We start from the raw sequence: 20050 nt of genomic DNA, 5'->3' as shown, positions 1-20050 counted from the left end.
TTTAAGATGCAACCCATAGTCCACGTAGAAGCTCTATCGAAGAGTTTCCCACTAAACAAGAATGAACCAGTACACGTGCTGAAAAACTTATCGTTCCAGGCTCAAGCAGGAGAGTTTGTGTCTATTGTTGGCCCGTCAGGGTCTGGCAAAACTACCTTTCTTTACTGCATGTCTGGACTAGAACAAGCAGATTCCGGGATAGCAAAACTATGCGGCAGCGATGTAGTGTCCGTCTCCAGAAAGGAAAGAAGCGCGATACGTCGTAAGAACGCAAGCTTCATATTTCAAGATTACAATCTGATTGACTCGATGACAGCGCTTGAAAACGTCAAACTTGGCCTTCGTTTCAATAAAAAACGACTCTCCGCAAAAGCTATCAAAAAACTATTCGACCGCTTCGGTCTTTCGGATAAGTTAGATTCTTATCCAGCACAACTCTCCGGAGGTCAACGACAGCGAGTTGCAATTGTCCGGTCTCTCGCGGTACGACCAAAAATTCTTTTTGCAGATGAGCCCTCGGGAGCACTCGATTCAGCCTCAACGCGCCTACTTCTCGATCAACTCGCCCAGTTACATAAAACTGGGACCACTGTAATCATGGTTACCCATGACCTTGCAGCTGCCGCTAGAGCAGACAGAGCCATAGTTTTACGCGATGGTATCATCCATAGCGATATACTAAGCCCCACCGCCGAACAACTATTTTCACTCATGGGTTCAACTGACTGATCTGCCCAAAAGTTGCCACTAGGAAAACCACGTCGTTTTTGACTTTAGATAACTCTTACCTGTCCGCCGTCGTAAGAACCTTCGCCAGATCTCCGTGAAACGTCACGCTTCACAACTATGTGAAACAAAAAGTCGTGGCACGGCACGCTAGACTAGATGGCATGAGTGAAAATAATGCGCAACTCGCCCTGGAGACGGCAACGTCGGATGCTTCACTCGAAGCTACCCGCCAGATGAGCGAGAAAATCAACCTAGCTATTGACGAAGATCCCTCGAAGTTCCGGGTGCTGACCGGCGCGCGGCCAACTGGGCACCTGCATATCGGCCACTATTTCGGCACCCTGCAAAACTGGCGTAAACTGCAGCAACGCGGCGTCGATACTTGGTTACTGATTGCTGATTATCAGGTGATTACGGATCGCGATGAGGCCGATTCGATCCGCGAGCGCACCATGTCCCTCCTGACCGATTATCTCGCGGTGGGCATGGATCCCGAAGAAACCGTATTCTTCGCACACTCTCAAGTCCCCGAACTCAACGAACTTGTTTTGCCATTCCTGTCGGTTGTTTCCGACGCCGAACTGCGCCGCAACCCTACAGTTAAAGCCGAGTATGAGGCAACGAACGGCCGGCCAATGTCTGGCCTACTGCTGACCTACCCGGTTCATCAGGCTGCCGATATTTTATTCTGCAAGGCTAACTTGGTTCCGGTTGGTAAAGATCAACTTCCGCATTTGGAGCAGGCCCGCGTGATTGCTGATCGTTTCGAAAAGCGTTACAACAAGGGTAAGAAGGCAAAGCGAATCTTCCCGCGCCCGCACGCACTCTTGTCCGATGCCGCACATGTGCTTGGTTTAGATGGTGAAAAGATGTCGAAGTCGCGCGGCAACACGATCGAGTTGCGAATGAGTGCCGATGAGACGGCTAAGAAGCTCAAACGCGCAGTAACCGATTCAGATCGGCATATCACCTACGATCCAGTTAATCGCCCCGAAGTTTCTAACTTGTTGCTTATTGCTTCGATGTGTACCGGGCGCGCCCCAGAAGTTATCGCCGAAGAGATTGGCGACGGCGGTGGCGGCACCTTGAAGAAGGTCGTAACCGAAGCACTCAATGAGCACCTCGCTCCTATTCGTGCGCGACGCGCTGAACTAGAGCAAGATCCTGAGTATTTGCGTAGCGTGCTGATGCGTGGCATTGAGCGTGCGCGCGAGCAGGCACAAGAGACTCTCGACGACGTCCACAACGCACTTGGCATGACCTACTAACCACCTACGCGTAGGACTTTTGAACTATAGCTGTGGTTAACTAGTACCGAAACCACTGCAAAGAATAAAAGTCCTACGTGAAAAAATTTTCGCAACGTTACATCTACGCTACGATTACGATGTAAGGAATCGGGCTAACTGCCCGCAACAGTCCTGAAAGGGAAAACATGACCCGTCCTGATACTACTTCAGCAATCGGCATGCAGATGCGTGCCGTGTCCGGTCGCAACGAGCATTCCGGAACTCCGATGGAATACTGGTCGGCTACGTCTAACGCCGTCGTCGACCGTATCGCAGACAACTGGCAGCGCACCGAAGAAACATACAACGCTACCCGTATGCAGCACTATTTCTCCGCTGAGTTCCTCATGGGCCGTGCGCTCCTGAACAACCTCACCAACCTCGGAATGGTCGATGAAGCCACCGAAGCTCTCAACGCTTTCGGGCAGAACCTTTCCGACGTTCTCGAAGAGGAACACGATGCCGCACTCGGAAACGGTGGTCTTGGCCGCCTAGCAGCATGCTTCCTTGATTCGTGTGCAACGATGGATCTGCCAGTGCGCGGCTACGGCATCCTTTACCGCTACGGCCTTTTCCGCCAGCTGTTCAATGATGGCTTCCAAGAAGAAGAGCCAGACGCATGGATGGAAGAAGGCTACCCCTTCGTTATTCGCCGTGAAGAAGAACAGCGCATCGTCAAGTACGCTGATCTCGATGTTCGCGCAATTCCTTACGACATGCCGATCACCGGCTACGGCACCAAGAACGTCAACACCTTGCGCATGTGGAAGGCTGAGCCAACCAAGGAATTCGACTACGACGCCTTCAACTCCCAGCGCTTCACCGACGCTATCGTTGAGCGCGAGCGCGTCCACGATATTTGCCGTGTTCTTTACCCGAATGACTCCACTTACGAAGGCAAGGTCTTGCGTGTTCGCCAGCAGTACTTCTTCTGCTCGGCATCATTGCAGGCAATCGTCGACAACCATCTAGCACATCACGACACCCTGGATGACTTCCACGAATTCAACTGCATCCAGCTCAATGACACCCACCCAGTTCTCGCAATTCCAGAGCTCATGCGCCTACTGCTCGACGAGCATGGATACTCTTGGGAAAAGGCATGGGATATTGTCTCCCACACCTTCGGCTACACCAACCACACCGTGTTGGCAGAAGCCCTCGAAACCTGGGAAATGACAATCTTCGATCGTCTCTTCCCACGTATCAGCGAAATCGTGCGCGAAATCGATCGCCGGTTCCGCGAGGAACTCGCTGCCGGCGGGTATCACCCGGGCAAGATCGAATACATGGCACCAATCCAGGGCAATCGTGTTCACATGGCTTGGATCGCCTGCTACGCCGCATACTCCATCAACGGTGTTGCCGCGCTGCACACCGAGATTATCAAGAAGGACACGCTCCACGACTGGCACGACATCTGGCCAGAACGGTTCAACAACAAGACCAACGGTGTTACCCCACGCCGTTGGCTCAACCAGTGCAACCCACGTCTAGCATCACTCCTGACTGAACTGCTCGGTTCAGATGCTTGGGTACGCAATCTTGATGAGCTCAAGAAGCTGGAACACTTTGGTGACGACGACGCCATCTTGGATCGCGTTAATGACATCAAGGCAGCTAATAAGGCTGATTTCGCAGCGTGGATCAAGAACCGTCAAGGCGTCAGCGTTAATCCAGATGCTATCTTCGACGTTCAGATCAAGCGCCTACACGAGTACAAGCGTCAGTTGATGAACGCACTGTACATCTTGGATCTCTACTTCCGGTTGAAGGACGATCCGACTCTTGACGTTGCCCCACGCCTGTTTATCTTCGGCGCGAAGGCAGCTCCTGGCTACGTGCGCGCTAAGGCAATCATTAAGCTCATTAATGAAATCGGCCGATTGATTAACAATGACCCAGACATGGACGGCAAGATTCAGGTTCTGTTCGTGGAAAACTACAATGTTTCGCCAGCAGAGCACATTATTCCAGCCGCTGATGTTTCCGAGCAGATTTCTACTGCCGGTAAGGAAGCATCTGGAACATCAAATATGAAGTTCATGATGAACGGTGCGTTGACGCTCGGTACTCTCGACGGCGCAAACGTTGAGATCCTTGACTCCGTAGGCGAAGAAAATGCCTACATTTTCGGTGCTAAGGAAGAAGAGCTTCCGGAGCTTCGCGCGAACTACAACCCACGCGCCACCGCAGAGCAAACCCCTGGTTTGAAGCGGGTACTGGATGCGTTTGTTGACGGCACGCTCGACGACGGCGGAACCGGAATGTTCCATGATCTGCTCAACTCGCTCTACGAGCCAAGCTGGGAGCCAGCTGACATCTACTACGTACTCGGTGATTTCGCTTCTTACCGCGAGACTCGTGACCGGATGGCTGCTGATTACCGAGATCGTCGCCACTGGGCCAAGATGACGTGGAAGAATATCGTTGAATCGGGCCGGTTCTCTTCGGACCGCACCATCGGCGATTACGCCCGCGAAGTGTGGAAGATTACGCCACACACGATCTGATTAGTTGATCTGATCAGCGCTTAAACCAATGCTGGTGGGATTGGCACAGCCAATCCCACCAGCATTTTTATGTAAAAACCAGAGCTGGGGAGAGAACACCTCGCCCTCATCAAAAGAATTTAAATATCAACCAGGCACCAAAACGTCTAATAATTTTTGAGACGTAGGTAACTAGATTAGACTAGGTGTTGTGACTACTTCGCAACGTAAAACCAGACCAGCTCGCAAGACTTCTCAGCAGCGAGTACGCGCTCCTAAGCAAACGCCAATCCCGGCTATTAGCCGCATCCCTATCGTTGAGGTAACTCCTCAGTTGCTCGATGGAACAGCTCCAGTGAAGGCGACTGTTAACGAGTCGTTCCCGGTACAAGCCACTGTTTTCCGGGAAGGACACGATAAGTTCGCAGCCGCAGTCGTCTTAGTTGACGCTAATGGGCATGTTCTTCAAGAATCTCCGATGCGTGACGTCTCCCCTGGCCTGTTCCGTTACGAGGGCTGGCTAACACCACGTGCGCCTGGTGCTCATCGCTTTTACGTTGAAGCATGGTCTGATCCGTATGCTACGTGGTTGCATAATGCAGAAATCAAAGTGCCAGCTGGAATCGATATTCCACTCGTATTCGCCGAAGCAGAACTCTTGTTCAAGAAGGCAGTTAAGGCCGCTCCGGTACGGTCTGCCGAACGCGCTGCCGTACGCGAAGCTCTGACGGTCATCTCCAAGAAACGTGCACTGCCCGAAATCAAGCTAGCTGCTGCCCGAGCGCCTGAAGTTCAAGAAGCACTAGCTAAATATCCAGTTAAAGAACTGGTGTCTCGCTCGAAAGAATATCCGCTCTTCGTAGATCGGCAGCGCGCACTTGTCGGATCATGGTATGAGATCTTTCCACGCTCTATCGGTGCTAAAAAGGATCCGGCAACCGGCAAATGGACATCGGGTACCTTGCGCACCGCGGCCACTGATCTGGATCGTATCGCCGGGATGGGCTTCGACGTCGTCTACCTAACCCCGATTCATCCAATCGGAACGTCGAATCGCAAAGGCCGCAATAACTCACTTACTGCACAACCAGGCGATCCGGGTTCACCGTATGCCATTGGGTCAGCTGACGGCGGTCACGATGCCATCGATCCGACGCTCGGCACCTTCGAGGATTTTGATGCTTTCGTAGCAAAAGCTCATAAGCTGGGCATGGAAGTTGCCATGGACGTAGCCTTGCAGTGTTCCCCGGATCATCCGTGGGTAACTGAACATCCTGAGTGGTTTACCACCCGCGCTGATGGGACGATTGCTTACGCCGAAAACCCGCCGAAGAAGTATCAAGATATCTATCCATTAAACTTTGATAATGATCCAGAAGGTATCTACCAAGAGATCAAGCGCATCCTTGAACTGTGGGTTAGCCACGGAGTTACTATCTTCCGAGTCGACAATCCGCATACCAAGCCGGTGGCATTCTGGCAGCGGCTCCTTGGCGAATTCCGCCAAAACCATCCGGACATTATTTTCCTAGCAGAAGCCTTCACCAACCCGCCGATGATGCAAACCCTTGGCACAGTCGGATTCCATCAGTCCTATACGTATTTCGCGTGGCGTAATGAACGCCAAGAAATTGAGGAATACCTCTGGGAAATCTCGCACGAGTCAGCACATCGTCTGCGCCCAGCTTTCTGGCCCACAACCCACGATATTCTCACCCCGTATATGCAACGCGGTGGAATCCCAGCGTTTGCAATCCGCGCGATTCTGGCGGCCACCGGTTCGCCAACGTGGGGAATCTACAACGGATACGAGCTCGTGGAGAATATTGCGCGCCCAGATGCCGAAGAACAGATCGACAACGAGAAATACGAGTACAAGCCCCGCAACTATGCGGTTGCTGAACATAACGGCATGTCCACATTGCTGAAACTACTCAATTCGATTCGCAACAAGCATACAGCTTTGCAGCGGTTACGCAATGTCACAATTAATGCCACCTCGAATGACAAGATCGTGTCGTTCACTAAGATTGCCCGCCCCGAGGAAACTCCGGATGGCACACTGGATGCGGTTATCGTCGTCGTCAATCTCGATCCGTACGCATCCCGGGATGCTAATGTGTATCTTGACCTCTCCCCGTTTGATATTTCGCCGCGATGGGATAACGGACCAATCCTCGAGGTTACTGACGAAATGAACGGCGAAACCTATCTGTGGAACGAAGCTCCATACGTACGTCTTGATCCGCACGGTCAAGTTGCCCATATTCTATCTGTGAAGGTGTTACCTTGACCAAATCCGCTATCAATGTGCCACCGCTCGACCGACCGGGCATCGTGCCTGATCCCAACTGGTTCCGCACCGCCGTCTTTTACGAGGTGTTGTTGCGCGCCTTCGGCGATACACACGGCACCGGAACCGGTGATTTTCGTGGTCTGATCGATCACCTCGATTACCTGCAATGGCTCGGCGTTGACGCACTGTGGATTCCACCGTTCTATCCGTCCCCGATGCGCGACGGCGGATACGATATTTCGAACTATACTGCGGTTAATTCTGAATATGGCTCGATGGAGGATTTCGCCGAGCTCGTCGAACAAGCACACGAACGCGGTATTCGGATCGTGATCGACGTCGTCGCCAACCACACATCCGATCAGCACCCGTGGTTCCAAAGCTCGCGGGCAAACCCGGACGGCCCCTACGGCGATTTTTATGTGTGGCGAGACACCGATGAGGACTACGCCGATGCGCGCATTATTTTTATCGACACCGAAGCCTCAAACTGGACGTTCGATCCGGTTCGCCGGCAATACTTCTGGCACCGGTTCTTCTCCCATCAGCCAGATCTTAATTTTGAAAACCCGGCTGTACAGGACGCCATTATCGACGTCGTTAAGTTCTGGTGCGAGATCGGCGTCGACGGATTCCGCCTAGATGCTATTCCGTATCTTTTCGAAGAAGAAGGAACGAACTGCGAAAACCTACCGCGGACACACGAATTCATTGCGCGGCTGCGGCGGGAAATCGATGAGGCCTACCCGGGGCGAATCTTCATTGCTGAAGCCAACCAGTGGCCGGAGGACGTAGTCGAATACTACGGCACCGATGAGAATCCGGAATGCCACATGTGCTTCCACTTCCCCGTCATGCCGCGAATCTACTATGCGTTACGCGACCAGCGCGCCACCGCTATTCGCGAAATCCTCAAAGCTACCCCGGATATTCCAGCCGGCGGGCAATGGGGAACGTTCTTGCGCAACCACGACGAGCTGACCTTGGAGATGGTCTCCACCGAAGAGCGCGCAAAAATGTATGGCTGGTATGCCGAAGACCCGCGTATGCGCGCGAATGTTGGTATTCGACGCCGATTGGCTCCGTTGCTGGGTAACTCCCGAGCCGAATTGGAGTTAGCGAACGCGTTGCTGCTCTCGCTGCCCGGCTCACCTTGCCTCTACTACGGCGATGAAATCGGCATGGGAGACAACATTTGGCTCCCTGACCGCGATTCCGTCCGCACCCCAATGCAGTGGACGCCCGATCGCAATGCCGGTTTTTCCGATGCTGACCCGGGTCAACTGTATTTACCGCTCGTACAATCACTTGCCTACCACTATCAAAGCACCAATGTGGAATCCCAGCTGGCGCAGTCCTCCTCGCTGTTGCATTGGATGCACGGAATGTTGCGGGTACGTTCGCAATATCCGGTCTTAGGCAATGGCTCGTTTGAGTTGCGCGATGCCGACGACGAATCCGTCCTAGCTTTCACCCGTGTGAATGACGATCAAGCAATCTTGTGCGTGATGAACTTGGCTAACACTGCCCGCGCCGCAAAGGTCACGGTTTCCGAGTTTGCTGGTTATGCGGTGCGAGACGTGTTTGGCGGGGCGCAGTTCCCTGCTATTGGCGAGGGTGGCGACTACCATATGACGCTCGGTTCTCGTGACTTTTTCTGGCTCGAGTTAACAAGGGATCCGCAATGATAATCGATTTCTCTCATGTTATTGCTGAGCTAAAGCCGTGGATCGGCGGGGCACGCTGGTTCCGCGGCTCGCAAGCCGAACAGATTACTGCACTGGCAAGCTGTGCCTTACCGTCAACTGCCGACGATTCCCAAACCATTATCCACGTGCTCGATATCGACGGCCTTGTTTTTAGCGTGCCGTTGACCTATCAAATTGGAGCCCAAGAAGGCGCCGGACTCATCGGGATAATCGATGGAGGTAACAGCGATTTCACGGCAGTGACGATATTCGATGCTACTGACCACCCCCATGGACAATCCGATCTCTACGCGTTGCTCGGTGGGACGACGGCGAACACTTCTGACCCGGCATTCACCGTGGACAATGCTGGCGAAAACCTAACACTCCGTCTCACCCCGGCCCGCGATTGCACTCAATTGCCACACCCAGTTAGTGCACACAAACTCACATCCGAGCAGTCAAATACGTCGATTATTTACCGCTACGATTCCGGTCTCTCCGGAGATCCCGTCGGCTTGATATGCAAGCTATTCCGTGTGGTCAATGCGGGACACAACCCAGATGTTGAACTACAGCAAGCCCTCGATGCTCGGGGTGTTTCCAGCGTGCCACGCCAATATGGTTCAGTTATTGGATCGTGGCCGGGCGTAGATTACGCTGATCTGTTCGTCGCCCAAGAATTCCTTGCCGGCTCAGTAGATGCTTGGCAAGTTTTCACCGACGAATTAAACACGCATGGACCGGTCATGTCTCCCCCGCAGCGAGAACGAATCACCGCACTCGGAGCCATGACTCGCGAGATTCACCAACAGTTAGCCCAACGTTTCGGAACGCGGAAGATTTCGCCTGAGTCCGTCGTCGAAACATGGAAAGAACGCGCATCCCAAGCGTTACGCGACGCCCCGCAACTCAGTAATACGCAAGCCGATATTTTTGCCGTTTACGACGACGTCGCCCACATCGATTGGCCACTCGGACAACGCATCCACGGAGACTATCACCTGGGTCAAGTCCTCGATGTTCCACACCGCGGCTGGGTGGCATTGGATTTCGAAGGCGAACCATTACGCCCCTTGGCGCAGCGGACGGAACCTGATCTGGCGTTACGCGATGTTGCCGGCATGATTCGATCGTTCCATTATGCTGCTGGGTCGGCTGCCAAATCCGGTGCTGATAAACACCAATGTGACGTGTGGGCGCACGAAGCTCGCACCGCGTTTCTGGATGGCTACGGAGTTTTAGATGCTACCGCTATGCGTCTTCTGAATGCACTCATTTTAGACAAAGCTCTCTATGAAGTCAGCTACGAAGCAATTTCACGCCCACATTGGATCGATATTCCTCTCGCCGGAGTAAAAACTGCACTTTTCTTTTCAAAACATACCGATTAATAGATGTACATCACACAAAAACATGGGAAAATAGATTTATGAACGCACAATTAGAACCAATTCATGTTGGCACCGATATCCTCGATGCCATCTCCAACGGCTACTATCACGCACCACACGATATTCTCGGACCGCATTCGGACGGCAATAACGTGACAGTGCGCGTCATTCGGCAACTAGCAGACGAAGTTACTGTTATTACTCCGAATGACGAATATCCGGCTACCCACGAATACAACGGTGTATGGGTTGCGGTATTGCCTGGAAAAGATATTCGCGACTATCGCATTCGTGCCCGCTATGGAGACTTCGATTCTATCGGCGACGATGGATATCGTTTCTTGCCAACTGTTGGTGAAATGGACATCTACCTCTTTAACGAGGGACGCCATGAGCGCCTCTGGGAAGTCATGGGTGCGCATCTACGAACCTACGAGACTTTGATGGGCCCAGTTTCTGGAACTGCCTTTGCAGTATGGGCTCCGAATGCGAAAGCTGTGCGCGTCGTCGGCGATTTCAATGCGTGGAACGGGACCGTCTCTGCCATGCGCACGATGGGCGCATCGGGCGTGTGGGAACTATTCGTCCCGGGTGCCAAAGAAGGCGCCCGCTACAAGTTTGAAATCCAATATTCGGACGGCTCCTGGCATCAGAAGGCCGATCCTTTTGCGCGCCGTACCGAGGTTCCACCGTCAACCGCATCCATCATTACGGATACCCATTTTGATTGGAACGACGACGAATGGGTCACTAAACGTGGCGAAATCGATCCACACACGGGTCCAATTTCCATTTACGAAGTACACCTCGGCTCGTGGCGGATGGGTCTCGATTTCAAAGACCTAGCAGAACAGTTGATCGGCCACGTCAAGTACTTGGGCTTCACTCACGTTGAGTTCATGCCGCTGGCAGAGCATCCGTTCGGTCCATCGTGGGGATACCAGGTTACTGGCTACTACTCCCCAACCGCTCGCTTTGGAAGCCCTGATGAGCTCCGTTATCTCATCAACGAACTACATAAGGCTGGCATCGGCGTCATCATGGACTGGGTGCCTGCCCACTTCCCGAAGGACGATTGGGCGCTGGCCCGATTCGATGGCACTCCACTGTTTGAAGATCCAAACCCGTTACGTGGCGAACATCCAGACTGGGGCACATATGTGTTCAACTTTGGACGTAACGAAGTGAAGAACTTCCTGGTAGCCAATGCGCTTTACTGGCTCGAAGAGTTCCATATCGACGGTATCCGCGTTGACGCCGTTGCATCTATGCTCTACCTTGACTACTCACGTCAAGCTGGACAATGGGAGCCGAACCAGTACGGTGGCCGAGAAAACCTCGAAGCAATTTCGTTCATTCAAGAAACGAATGCTACCGCCTACCGAAACCATCCAGGCATCATGATGATCGCAGAGGAATCCACCTCATGGGAAGGCGTCACCCGGATGACCACCGAAGGCGGACTCGGATACGGCCTAAAGTGGAATATGGGCTGGATGAATGACACCCTGCGCTACATGCAAGAAGAGCCAATCAACCGGCGCTGGCACCATGGCGAAATCACCTTCTCCTTGGTGTACGCATTCTCTGAGCAGTTCGCATTGCCTATCTCGCACGACGAAGTCGTTCACGGAAAAGGCTCTCTATACGAGAAGATGCCTGGCGACGCTTGGCAAAAGCTAGCTGGTGTACGATTGCTGTTCGGTTATCAGTGGGCGCATCCAGGCAAGCAGCTTTTGTTCATGGGTCAAGAGTTTGCTCAGATCTCGGAATGGAACGAAGGCAAGGGTCTTGATTGGTGGTTGATTGACAATCCAAATCATGACGGTGTTATGTCCTGCTTAGCTCGGTTGAACCAGGTCTACAAAGAGCATCCAGCCTTGTGGTCGGACGATTTCACTCAGCGTGGTTTCGAATGGATTGATGGATCCGACGGCGACAATAACGTCCTAACATTCATCCGTAAGTCCTCAATTGACGACGACGTCGTTGTTGCCGCGATCAACTTCGCCGGTACACCACACATGGACTACCGAATCGGCTTACCAGAAGCTGGTGAATGGGAAGAGATCGTCAACACTGACGCCCTCGAATACGGCGGTTCTGGCGTTGGGAACATGGGCGCAGTCCACACCGAAGACGTGCCGTGGAACGGCCGGGCACAGTCCGCACTAGTCCAGTTGCCACCGCTCGGCGTCGTCTATCTGACACCGAAGAAGTAACATACTAGATCAGTTGAGGGGCTCAGGTTCATTAAGAACCTGAGCCCCTCAACTATGCCATACCCCAGATACTGTCTGAGAGAATCGCTTCAGCTAAGAACATAAAATGGCGGGATGAGCGCAATGCTCATCCCGCCATTTAACTTGAGGCTTAGCCCTTCACAGCGCCACCGGTCAAACCAGAGACAATGTACTTTTGCAAGAACAAGAAGAGCAACAGAATCGGAACAGCAGCGATGATGGAACCGGCTGCGAACCAGTCCCAGTTCTTTTCGTTGCCGCCAACCCACAGGTTCATACCGACTGCTAGCGTCCAGTTCTCTTGGGAGGTGAGAATTGTACGCGCCAAGATGAAGTCGTTGAAGGAGCTAATGAAGCTCAACAACCCCACAACGGCTAGAATCGGAATTACGAGTGGCATAATGATGGTCCAGTACACCTGAGCGTGCGTAGCACCGTCAATCTTTGCAGCTTCATCTAGTTCCATCGGAATGGAATTAAAGAAGCCATACATAAGGAAGGTGTTAGCACCTAATGCACCACCGAGGTAAACACAGATCAGCGCTAACTTCGAGTCAATACCGAGTACTGGGAAAACATCTCCCAGGGTGGTTAGCAACAAGAAGATCGCAACGAAGGTCAACAGCTGAGGGAACATCTGAATAACCATCAAGGACATCAGCGTCATCCTGCGGCCGGAGAACCGGAAACGAGAGAACGCATAAGCCGCTGCGGCACCCATCAGAACTGTTCCGATAGCAGTAGAGATACCAACGATCAGAGTGTTCGAGAACCACGTCCAGAACATTGTGTCTGACAATTCAGTGAAATTTTGTGCCGACACTGATGAGAACATCTTGTTCGCACCCGTAAGAGTGGTTTTGATATTCGGATTTAGCGCTGCCGAGATAATGTACAGGATTGGAAATGCCGCATAGAGCACTGCCAAAATTGCGATGACATGCCGGAAACCAGTCTCACGGAACCATTTCCCGAACGGAACTTTATTTGCTGTTACCGCTGGAGCTACAACAGTTTTTTCCATGATCACAGCGCCTCCATCGACTTAGACTTCTTAAAGGAGTAGAGCGATACCGATCCAACGATCAAGAAGATAACTAGCGACATTGCCGCAGCCAAACCGTAATTAGGTGCGGCCTCACCGGTCAAACCGGCGATCTTGTAAACCATCGAAATCAAAATATCAGTATGTCCAACTGGAACAGACGCATCGCTCATTCGTGGGCCTCCTCCGTTCAACATGTATATCAAGTTGAAGTTGTTGAAGTTGAAGGCGAATGAAGCAATAAGGAGCGGGGTTAGCGAAATCATTAGCTGTGGCAACGTCACGTTACGCCACACCTGGAACGAGGTCGCTCCGTCTATTTTAGCTGCTTCAGTTAGCTCCCCAGGGATCGCTTGCAAAGCACCGGTAACGATCAAGAACATGTATGGGAAGCCCATCCACAAGTTGACCAGGATTACCGAAACTTTAGCCATCGTCGGATCTGTCAGCCACGGAATTTCTAGGCCAAGCATCTGGTTGAAGAAACCATAGCTACGATTCATCAAACCTGCAAACAAGAACGCCGTCATGAATGATGGGAATGCATACGGCAGTAGCAGCAATGTTCGATAAATCTTGCGTCCTTTCAATCGTTCGTCGTTCAAAACGATTGCTAAGGCCATACCCAACAAGAATGTCGTAACAACAGACATGAACGCGAAGATGACGTTCCAAACGAGAACTTGGAAGAACGGCTGAGCGTAACGGCTATCACCGAAGCCCTTGACGAAGTTATCGAATCCGACGACGACGCGCCAACCGACATTGATGGTTGATCCGTCTTCAGCTTCAAAGAAACCTGTCTCTTCATTGGCTTTAAAGACAGTTCCCGTTGATAGGTCCGTCATGGTGTCAGCGTCAGCATCATATTTCACGGTTGAAATGAACTGATAGCCAACGGTACCGGTCTGCGTTCCGATAGCTCCCTCATCAGGGTCGTTGCCGATTGGAACACGAAGCTGGGTAACCTCATCTTGCCGTGCACCAAGTTCAGATAATGGAACAAGGGTGTAGCCAGATACTTCAGTAATTTGAGTTCCGGAGAACTTTCCAGCTACTTCAGAAAGCTGCTCTTTTTCAGTTCCAGCTTTCAAGACTTTTTCTTCCGGGTCAATAACAGCGAAGCCGAGTTCCCCGTCTTTCTCGACTACTGCGAGTGGGTACTGAGGAGAATTCTCGACACGTTGAGATGAGTTTTGCAAAAGAATGGACTCGATAGCAGTCTGCTTATCCAATGTGTGCTGATGCCCGTAGTTTGTGAAGGCGATGTATGCGGTGTATACGATAACGAACGCCTGGAAGATCAGCAAGAATACGAGACCTGGAGCCAAATACTTCAATGCTAAAGTGCGGCGTGAAAAATACACCCAGTCTAAAGCAAGGAGCAAAACTACCATGAGGCTTCCAAGCGTAAGGGACCCTACGCCGAAAGCGGTGAAAATAATAAAAATACCTAGTGCGTTGACGATACCCATCAACACGAGTTTGGTTATGAAGCCAGCTCCCCATTTCGTTGCGGAAGAGTCAAGCTTGGCCCGTTCTACCCGTTGTGCTGCGCGTTTCTTCGACGCCTCGCTAGGCTTGATCATCTGCGACATCTTATTCTCCTGATAAGAGGGCGGCCTCGCCATACCATGTGACGACGAGGCCGCTACTCTTAGCTAGATCACTTCTTGGCGATCTCGGTTTCGATGTCTGAGATCATCTTTTCCCAAGTTGCGGTTGCATCTCCGCCACCCATTACCTGAGCTTCGGTTGCGCCCCAGAAGCCCCATACAGCACCCATCTGTGGGAGTGCTGGCATTGGCAGACCAGCTTCGCCAGCCTTAGCAAATCCAGCGGCTACTGGATCAGACTTGATCTTCTCTGCAGAGGCCTTAAGAGCTGGGGTACGCTGACCAGCTTGGTAAAGTGCGTCCTGAACCTCTTCGGTACCAACATAGTTGACAAGGAAGTCAGTTGCGAGGAGCTGGTTCTTGGAAGTTGCTGAAATGAAACCGCCCTGAACACCAACGAATGGAGCAGCAGGCATATCACCAGCAGATGGAATTGGATCAACAGCAACGTTCATGCCATCGAAATCGCCGAGCATCCATGGACCACCAAGAATGAATGGAACTTCGCCGTTCTTGAAGGCTTCGACGACGATATCGTAGGTCCATGCAGTAGAAAGCTCACCGGCAGCAGACTTATCTGCCAACCACTGAGCGAATGCTGCACCCTTTTCGCCACCGAGGTTAAGCTCAGGTGTGTAGTTGCCATCAGCATCGGTCTTGAATACTGGACCGGTAAAGGAGGACTCGAATGGGTACATGTGGAACGGATCGCCCTTTTCGCCAACCTGAACCATAAATGGAGTCTTAGCGCCAGTGGCCTTGCCTGCAGCAATCATTTCATCGAATGTTGCTGGAGTTGGATCCTTGGCGAGATCTGCATTGCGGATAATAGCGATGTTCTCTACTGCATAAGGAACACCGTAGGTCTTACCGTCGTACGTAAAGCCCTTAATAGCAATATCTGAGAATTCGCTTGCCTTGTCACCCAACTCAATTGGAGCAACAATACCGTTAGTAACAAATTCGCCCAACCAGTCATGTGCACCGAATGTAATATCTGGGCCCTTACCAGTTGGAACCTGGGCGGCAAACTCGGAACGGATCTGATCGTTTTCCTTAACAACCAGTTCAACCTTGTTTCCAGTAGCTTCTTCATACTTATTAGCAGCAATTTCAAATGCTGGTTTACGGTTATCATCTACCCAAACGGTAAGAGCTGCATCCGACTTACCTTCAGACGCTTTTGTCTTGCCGTCATCCTTAGCCGAATCATTGGAACCACAGGCCGCTAGACCTGCGATTGTCATTCCCGCAACTGCTACTAGTGCAATGCCACGACGCATATTAATCTCCTCAAGTGTTAAACTTTGGCATCTATAAGCTTCACGCGAGCACTTCTTAAATTGAGCGACGCTGCTCACATGCCGTGATAACAAGTATAGTGACGAATATTCCTTATGCAACATTTTGCACAGCACGTGTAAGAAAATTATTCATTTGTTATCAAAAAGTAGCTTTGCACAGTGGTTCACAAGGGGTCATTTAGGTAGAAATTCCTTGCAAAACGAGCAGTTCAACTCTGGTTGCCGGTATCGTAAGAGACCGGGTGTAAAATTATTTCTGCAAACTTTCTACCCGCAAGTCTCAAGCAAAGGAGCTCACATGGCGAAGCGGATTCGACTAGCGGATCTTGCGACTCAGGCAGGTGTATCAACAGCTACTGTTTCTCGCGTTCTTAATGGTAAACATTCAGTAGCACCTGAAACACGGCAGGCAGTACTCGCCGCACTGGACTTGCTGGGGTATGAGCGTCCTGATCAGCTCCGCGAGCGCAACGGCGGACTTATCGGTCTGATACTGCCCGAACTGACTAATCCTATTTTTCCGCAATTTGCACAGTCCCTCGAAGGTATCATGACGTTACATGGCTATACCCCACTCGTTGGGACCCAAATTGCTGGTGGTGCGACCGAAGATTCATATGTGGAAGCAATGCTAGAGCACCATGTCGATGGCTTAATATTCGTCTCTGGACTCCATGCTGACTCAACCGCCAATCTCGAACGTTACCACCGCATTACTGCCCAGGGAGTCCCCTTCGTAACTATGAACGGATACAATCCTGGACTCTCAATGCCTGATTTTTCTGCCGACGATGCTTCTGCCATCCGTCAAGCAATCCGGCATCTGGTTGGCTTAGGACACCGGAAAATAGGGTTAGCCACAGGCCCACTACGCTTCGGACCAGCTCGCACAAAAACAGAAACTTTCTTAGAAACGATGGCACGAGTTCTTCCTCATGAAACTCCCTGCCACGCTCACACCCTATTTACTGTCGAAGGCGGGTTTTCAGCCTGCGCCGAGCTCGTATCGCAAGGATGCACCGGAATCATCTTCGCTTCTGACATTATGGCTTTTGGAGCTATCCGCTACTGCCAGTCATCTGGCATGAGGATTCCAGAAGACCTATCTATCGTAGGATTCGATGATTCGCCGTTGAATGCTTTTACAAATCCTCCGTTGACAACGTTACATCAACCAGTAAAAGCCATGTGCGACGCTGCAGTCACCACTCTTCTTGGCATGATTAGTGGCACCCATTCGCCAATTGGTCCCCTACTCTTTGATCCTGAGCTCATTGTTCGTGAATCTACCGCACTCCCTCATCGATGACACTAGTTGGAAGGAAAACTGTGATAATCCATCAGCAAACAACCCCGAAACAATGGTGGCAAGACGCCGTCATTTATCAGATTTATCCGCGCTCATTTGCGTCGTCACGTGGAAGAATTGGGGATCTTGCCGGAATTAGTTCACGTCTGGAATACGTAGCTAACCTAGGGGTCGACGCGATTTGGCTTTCCCCGTTTTACCTCTCGCCTCAAAAGGACGGTGGGTACGACGTCGCAAATTATCGGTTGGTGGATCCTCTGTTCGGCACGAACGACGACGCAGCTGACCTAATCGCCACAGCTCATCGTAACAACTTGAAAATTATCGTCGATCTGGTCCCTAACCACACCTCAGACCAGCACGAGTGGTTCCAAGCGGCTCTTGCTGGTGACGAAGTTGCCCGAGCTTGCTACTACTTCCGCGATAGCGCAGACGGCAATCCACCAAACGATTGGATCTCCATCTTTGGAGGTTGTGCTTGGACTCGCGTCTGTGACCGTGCAGACGCCCCTGGCAGTCCTTGGGAAAGCGATACAAGCTGGTACTTGCACCTTTTCGACTCGTCACAGCCTGACCTGAATTGGGATAACCCTGAAGTACGCGAGGAATTTGATAATATTCTGCGTTTTTGGCTCAACTTCGGAGTTGATGGTTTCCGCGTAGATGTCGCTCACGGCTTAGCTAAGGATCCAGCACTACCAAACTGGCAGTATCACTGGGATATGGTTGCCGGCGGCTCTGAGATTCCAGAAAACGTTCCCCGACCCCCAATGTGGAACCGACCCGAAGTCCATGAAATCTATCGGCGCTGGCGCTCGGTCCTTGACGAATACGGTCCAGACCGGATGCTGGTAGCTGAAGCATGGGTAGACAGCGAAGAAGACCTAGCAAAATATGTCAGGTCAGACGAGATGAGCCAAGCTTTCAACTTTGCATTCCTGCTGACTCCGTTCACTGCGCATGATCTGCGCGAAACGATTTCAACTTCCCTTGGTGCAATGGATTCGGTTGGTGCTCCAACTACCTGGGTATTATCGAATCACGACGTCGTCCGGGCCACCTCACGCCTCGGCTTGTCACACACTGGTAAAGGACCCAACGGCATTCGTTCATGGGAAGAACAACCAGACGTAGAACTCGGCCACCGGCGTGCACTTGCCGCTCACCTACTACAGGCAGCGCTACCTGGTTCAACGTATATTTATCAAGGCGAAGAGCTGTCATTGCCCGAGCACATGGATCTACCAGACAACGTTCGCGAAGATCCTGCATTTTTCCGGACGCAGGGACGTGAAGCCGGACGCGACGGCCAGCGTGTTCCAATGCCATGGGAAGCAGACCAGCCTGCATTTGGATTCTCTCCTAACGGAGAAAGCTGGCTACCGCAACCAGCTCAATGGGCAGACATTGCGGTAGATGTGCAAGCAGACCAGCCTCATTCTTCCCTCAACCATTTCAAACGTATGATTGCTCTGCGTAAAACACTCGCTATGGGGACAGCACAGCTGGTCGATCAAGAGCCACAAGCAGATTACCTGCATTACGTTTCCCAACGAAACGATCGCGCAGATATTCATATCGTCGTAGCATTTGATAATCCTGTTTCGTTACCTGAAGACGCCAATCTTCTGATCGCGACCTGTGAAATCTCGGATGGCATTCTCCCTGCTAATTCTGCCGTTTGGTTCGAACAGGACACCGAACGGGTGAATTAAAACAGTATGTTGGTCAGCGCTCTGCGAGTTTGTTGAACTAATTCAGAGTGCTGACCGACGACGTCGAACAACTCTAACAACCGGGTGCGGGCTTTATCTCGGTCATCTCCGCTAGTGGCTTTAACCACTTCAAGAATGCGAGCAAAGGCTGACGTAGCATTTCCCGAAGATAATTCCACATCAGCAAGTTGCAGGTGCACCTCAACCTCAGTAAATGGAGCTACTGTATTAGCACTATCCACAGTCGTTGCTAGTACAGAAGCCGGTGGATTGATGTCTTGTACTCGTTGCAAAAGTTCTACTTGGTGAAGAGCTACCTTGGCTTCCTCATCACCTGGGTTCTCTTTTAATGCCTTGCTATAGGCGGCGTGAGCGTCGTCGAGGCGTCCAGCTTCGAGAGCAGCAAGGCCTTCTTTGTGCAGTGGCGGGATCTCGGGTTCCGGGACAACACCCTTTGGATCCCCATCTAAAACTGCAGTTAAACCGTATTGAGTAGCCGCTTCCAGTAGTTTTGTCACAGTCGCCTTCAGTGATTGCTCATCTGGCAAGCCTTGAAACAGCGGAACTGGTTGGCCTTGTAACATAGCGATAGCGGTCGGAACGGCATTGACGCCAAAGGCCCCTGCCACTCCACGTTCCACGGAAGCATCAACCACCGCCAACTGAAGTCGTCCAGCATAACTTTCGGTCACTTGTTTCAATTGTGACACCAATGTCAGCGAATGCTCTGATTCAGGGGCCGAAAAAACGACGACGACTGGCAAACTCATCGATGTTTGTAGTACTTGTTCCAGATTCTTTTCCGTGACATCAACTACCCACGGGCCTGGAATTGTTTGCGAAGGCGATTGTGCTCCTGTTTGTTGTTTCTCTTCGTTTTTTAAGGTCGAGAGATCAAATACGCCACTAGTATCTAGCATGCTCATGTTC

General features: G+C 51.7%; 13 protein-coding genes. 9 read left to right on the top strand and 4 right to left on the bottom strand.

The features are described 5' to 3' along the window. The first annotated feature begins 6 nt into the window (after positions 1 to 6). The 7 genes from KSO86_RS06695 to glgB all read left to right on the top strand — a co-directional run bounded on the left by KSO86_RS06695 (position 7) and on the right by glgB (position 12110). Positions 7 to 729: an ABC transporter ATP-binding protein gene (locus KSO86_RS06695; RefSeq protein WP_253280605.1), complete on the top strand. Its 723-nt coding sequence runs from the start codon at positions 7 to 9 to the stop codon at positions 727 to 729. A 161-nt stretch (positions 730 to 890) separates the two neighbouring features. Further along, positions 891 to 1997 carry a tryptophan--tRNA ligase gene (gene trpS / locus KSO86_RS06690; RefSeq protein WP_216379205.1) on the top strand — a complete coding sequence of 369 codons (1107 nt, stop codon included), beginning with the start codon at positions 891 to 893 and terminating at the stop codon, positions 1995 to 1997. 167 nt (positions 1998 to 2164) lie between these two features. After that, a complete protein-coding gene (locus KSO86_RS06685; RefSeq protein WP_216431962.1) occupies positions 2165 to 4531 on the top strand; it encodes a glycogen/starch/alpha-glucan phosphorylase in 2367 nt (788 codons plus the stop codon). A 190-nt stretch (positions 4532 to 4721) separates the two neighbouring features. Then, positions 4722 to 6803 (top strand): alpha-1,4-glucan--maltose-1-phosphate maltosyltransferase, encoded by a 2082-nt coding sequence (locus KSO86_RS06680; RefSeq protein WP_216431960.1) that lies wholly within the window; start codon positions 4722 to 4724, stop codon positions 6801 to 6803. Further along, positions 6800 to 8494 (top strand): maltose alpha-D-glucosyltransferase, encoded by a 1695-nt coding sequence (treS, locus tag KSO86_RS06675; RefSeq protein ID WP_253280604.1) that lies wholly within the window; start codon positions 6800 to 6802, stop codon positions 8492 to 8494. Before KSO86_RS06680 ends, treS begins: the two co-directional genes overlap by 4 nt. Beyond that, a complete protein-coding gene (locus KSO86_RS06670; protein ID WP_216379202.1) occupies positions 8491 to 9888 on the top strand; it encodes a hypothetical protein in 1398 nt (465 codons plus the stop codon). The genes treS and KSO86_RS06670 overlap by 4 nt, the downstream gene beginning before the upstream one ends. Before the next feature lie 38 nt (positions 9889 to 9926). Continuing rightward, entirely contained in the window at positions 9927 to 12110 is a 2184-nt protein-coding gene (glgB, locus tag KSO86_RS06665) for a 1,4-alpha-glucan branching protein GlgB (protein WP_216379201.1), read from the top strand. A 151-nt stretch (positions 12111 to 12261) separates the two neighbouring features. On the opposite strand, the gene KSO86_RS06660 is transcribed toward glgB, so the two are convergent. The 3 genes from KSO86_RS06660 to KSO86_RS06650 form a co-directional block, all read right to left on the bottom strand. Continuing rightward, the gene (locus KSO86_RS06660; RefSeq protein WP_216379200.1) at positions 12262 to 13155 is read right to left on the bottom strand and encodes a sugar ABC transporter permease; all 894 of its coding nucleotides are present in this window, start codon (positions 13153 to 13155) and stop codon (positions 12262 to 12264) included. A 2-nt stretch (positions 13156 to 13157) separates the two neighbouring features. Further along, complete coding sequence (locus tag KSO86_RS06655; protein ID WP_216379199.1) at positions 13158 to 14774, bottom strand: ABC transporter permease subunit; 1617 nt, start codon at positions 14772 to 14774, stop codon at positions 13158 to 13160. 68 nt (positions 14775 to 14842) lie between these two features. Continuing rightward, complete coding sequence (locus KSO86_RS06650; RefSeq protein ID WP_216379198.1) at positions 14843 to 16075, bottom strand: sugar ABC transporter substrate-binding protein; 1233 nt, start codon at positions 16073 to 16075, stop codon at positions 14843 to 14845. Positions 16076 to 16394: 319 nt separating this feature from the next. Here KSO86_RS06650 and KSO86_RS06645 point away from each other — a divergent pair, with 319 nt between their 5' ends. Together KSO86_RS06645 and KSO86_RS06640 are read left to right on the top strand one after the other, a co-directional pair. After that, positions 16395 to 17405: a LacI family DNA-binding transcriptional regulator gene (locus tag KSO86_RS06645; RefSeq protein ID WP_216379197.1), complete on the top strand. Its 1011-nt coding sequence runs from the start codon at positions 16395 to 16397 to the stop codon at positions 17403 to 17405. Positions 17406 to 17425: 20 nt separating this feature from the next. Next, on the top strand, positions 17426 to 19120 hold the full coding sequence (locus KSO86_RS06640) for a glycoside hydrolase family 13 protein (RefSeq protein ID WP_216379196.1): 1695 nt from the start codon (positions 17426 to 17428) through the stop codon (positions 19118 to 19120). Here the strand turns inward: KSO86_RS06640 and KSO86_RS06635 are convergent. Continuing rightward, entirely contained in the window at positions 19117 to 20046 is a 930-nt protein-coding gene (locus KSO86_RS06635) for a tetratricopeptide repeat protein (protein ID WP_216379195.1), read from the bottom strand. The genes KSO86_RS06640 and KSO86_RS06635 overlap by 4 nt on opposite strands. Positions 20047 to 20050: the final 4 nt, after the last annotated feature.

This window comes from Arcanobacterium phocae (assembly GCF_018913465.1).
In the GTDB taxonomy this organism is placed as follows: domain Bacteria; phylum Actinomycetota; class Actinomycetes; order Actinomycetales; family Actinomycetaceae; genus Arcanobacterium; species Arcanobacterium phocae_A.
The sequence above is the reverse complement of the archived record's forward strand: the minus strand, read 5'-3'. Positions and strand labels throughout refer to the sequence as shown.

Coding starts and splice junctions, on each gene's coding strand:
- KSO86_RS06670 (WP_216379202.1), top strand. CDS start 8,491: ATGATAATCGATTTCTCTCATGTTATTGCTGAGCTAAAGCCGTGGATC.
- KSO86_RS06650 (WP_216379198.1), bottom strand. CDS start 16,075: ATGCGTCGTGGCATTGCACTAGTAGCAGTTGCGGGAATGACAATCGCA.
- KSO86_RS06635 (WP_216379195.1), bottom strand. CDS start 20,046: ATGAGCATGCTAGATACTAGTGGCGTATTTGATCTCTCGACCTTAAAA.
- KSO86_RS06645 (WP_216379197.1), top strand. CDS start 16,395: ATGGCGAAGCGGATTCGACTAGCGGATCTTGCGACTCAGGCAGGTGTA.
- KSO86_RS06695 (WP_253280605.1), top strand. CDS start 7: ATGCAACCCATAGTCCACGTAGAAGCTCTATCGAAGAGTTTCCCACTA.
- KSO86_RS06685 (WP_216431962.1), top strand. CDS start 2,165: ATGACCCGTCCTGATACTACTTCAGCAATCGGCATGCAGATGCGTGCC.
- KSO86_RS06660 (WP_216379200.1), bottom strand. CDS start 13,155: ATGGAAAAAACTGTTGTAGCTCCAGCGGTAACAGCAAATAAAGTTCCG.
- glgB (WP_216379201.1), top strand. CDS start 9,927: ATGAACGCACAATTAGAACCAATTCATGTTGGCACCGATATCCTCGAT.
- KSO86_RS06655 (WP_216379199.1), bottom strand. CDS start 14,774: ATGTCGCAGATGATCAAGCCTAGCGAGGCGTCGAAGAAACGCGCAGCA.
- trpS (WP_216379205.1), top strand. CDS start 891: ATGAGTGAAAATAATGCGCAACTCGCCCTGGAGACGGCAACGTCGGAT.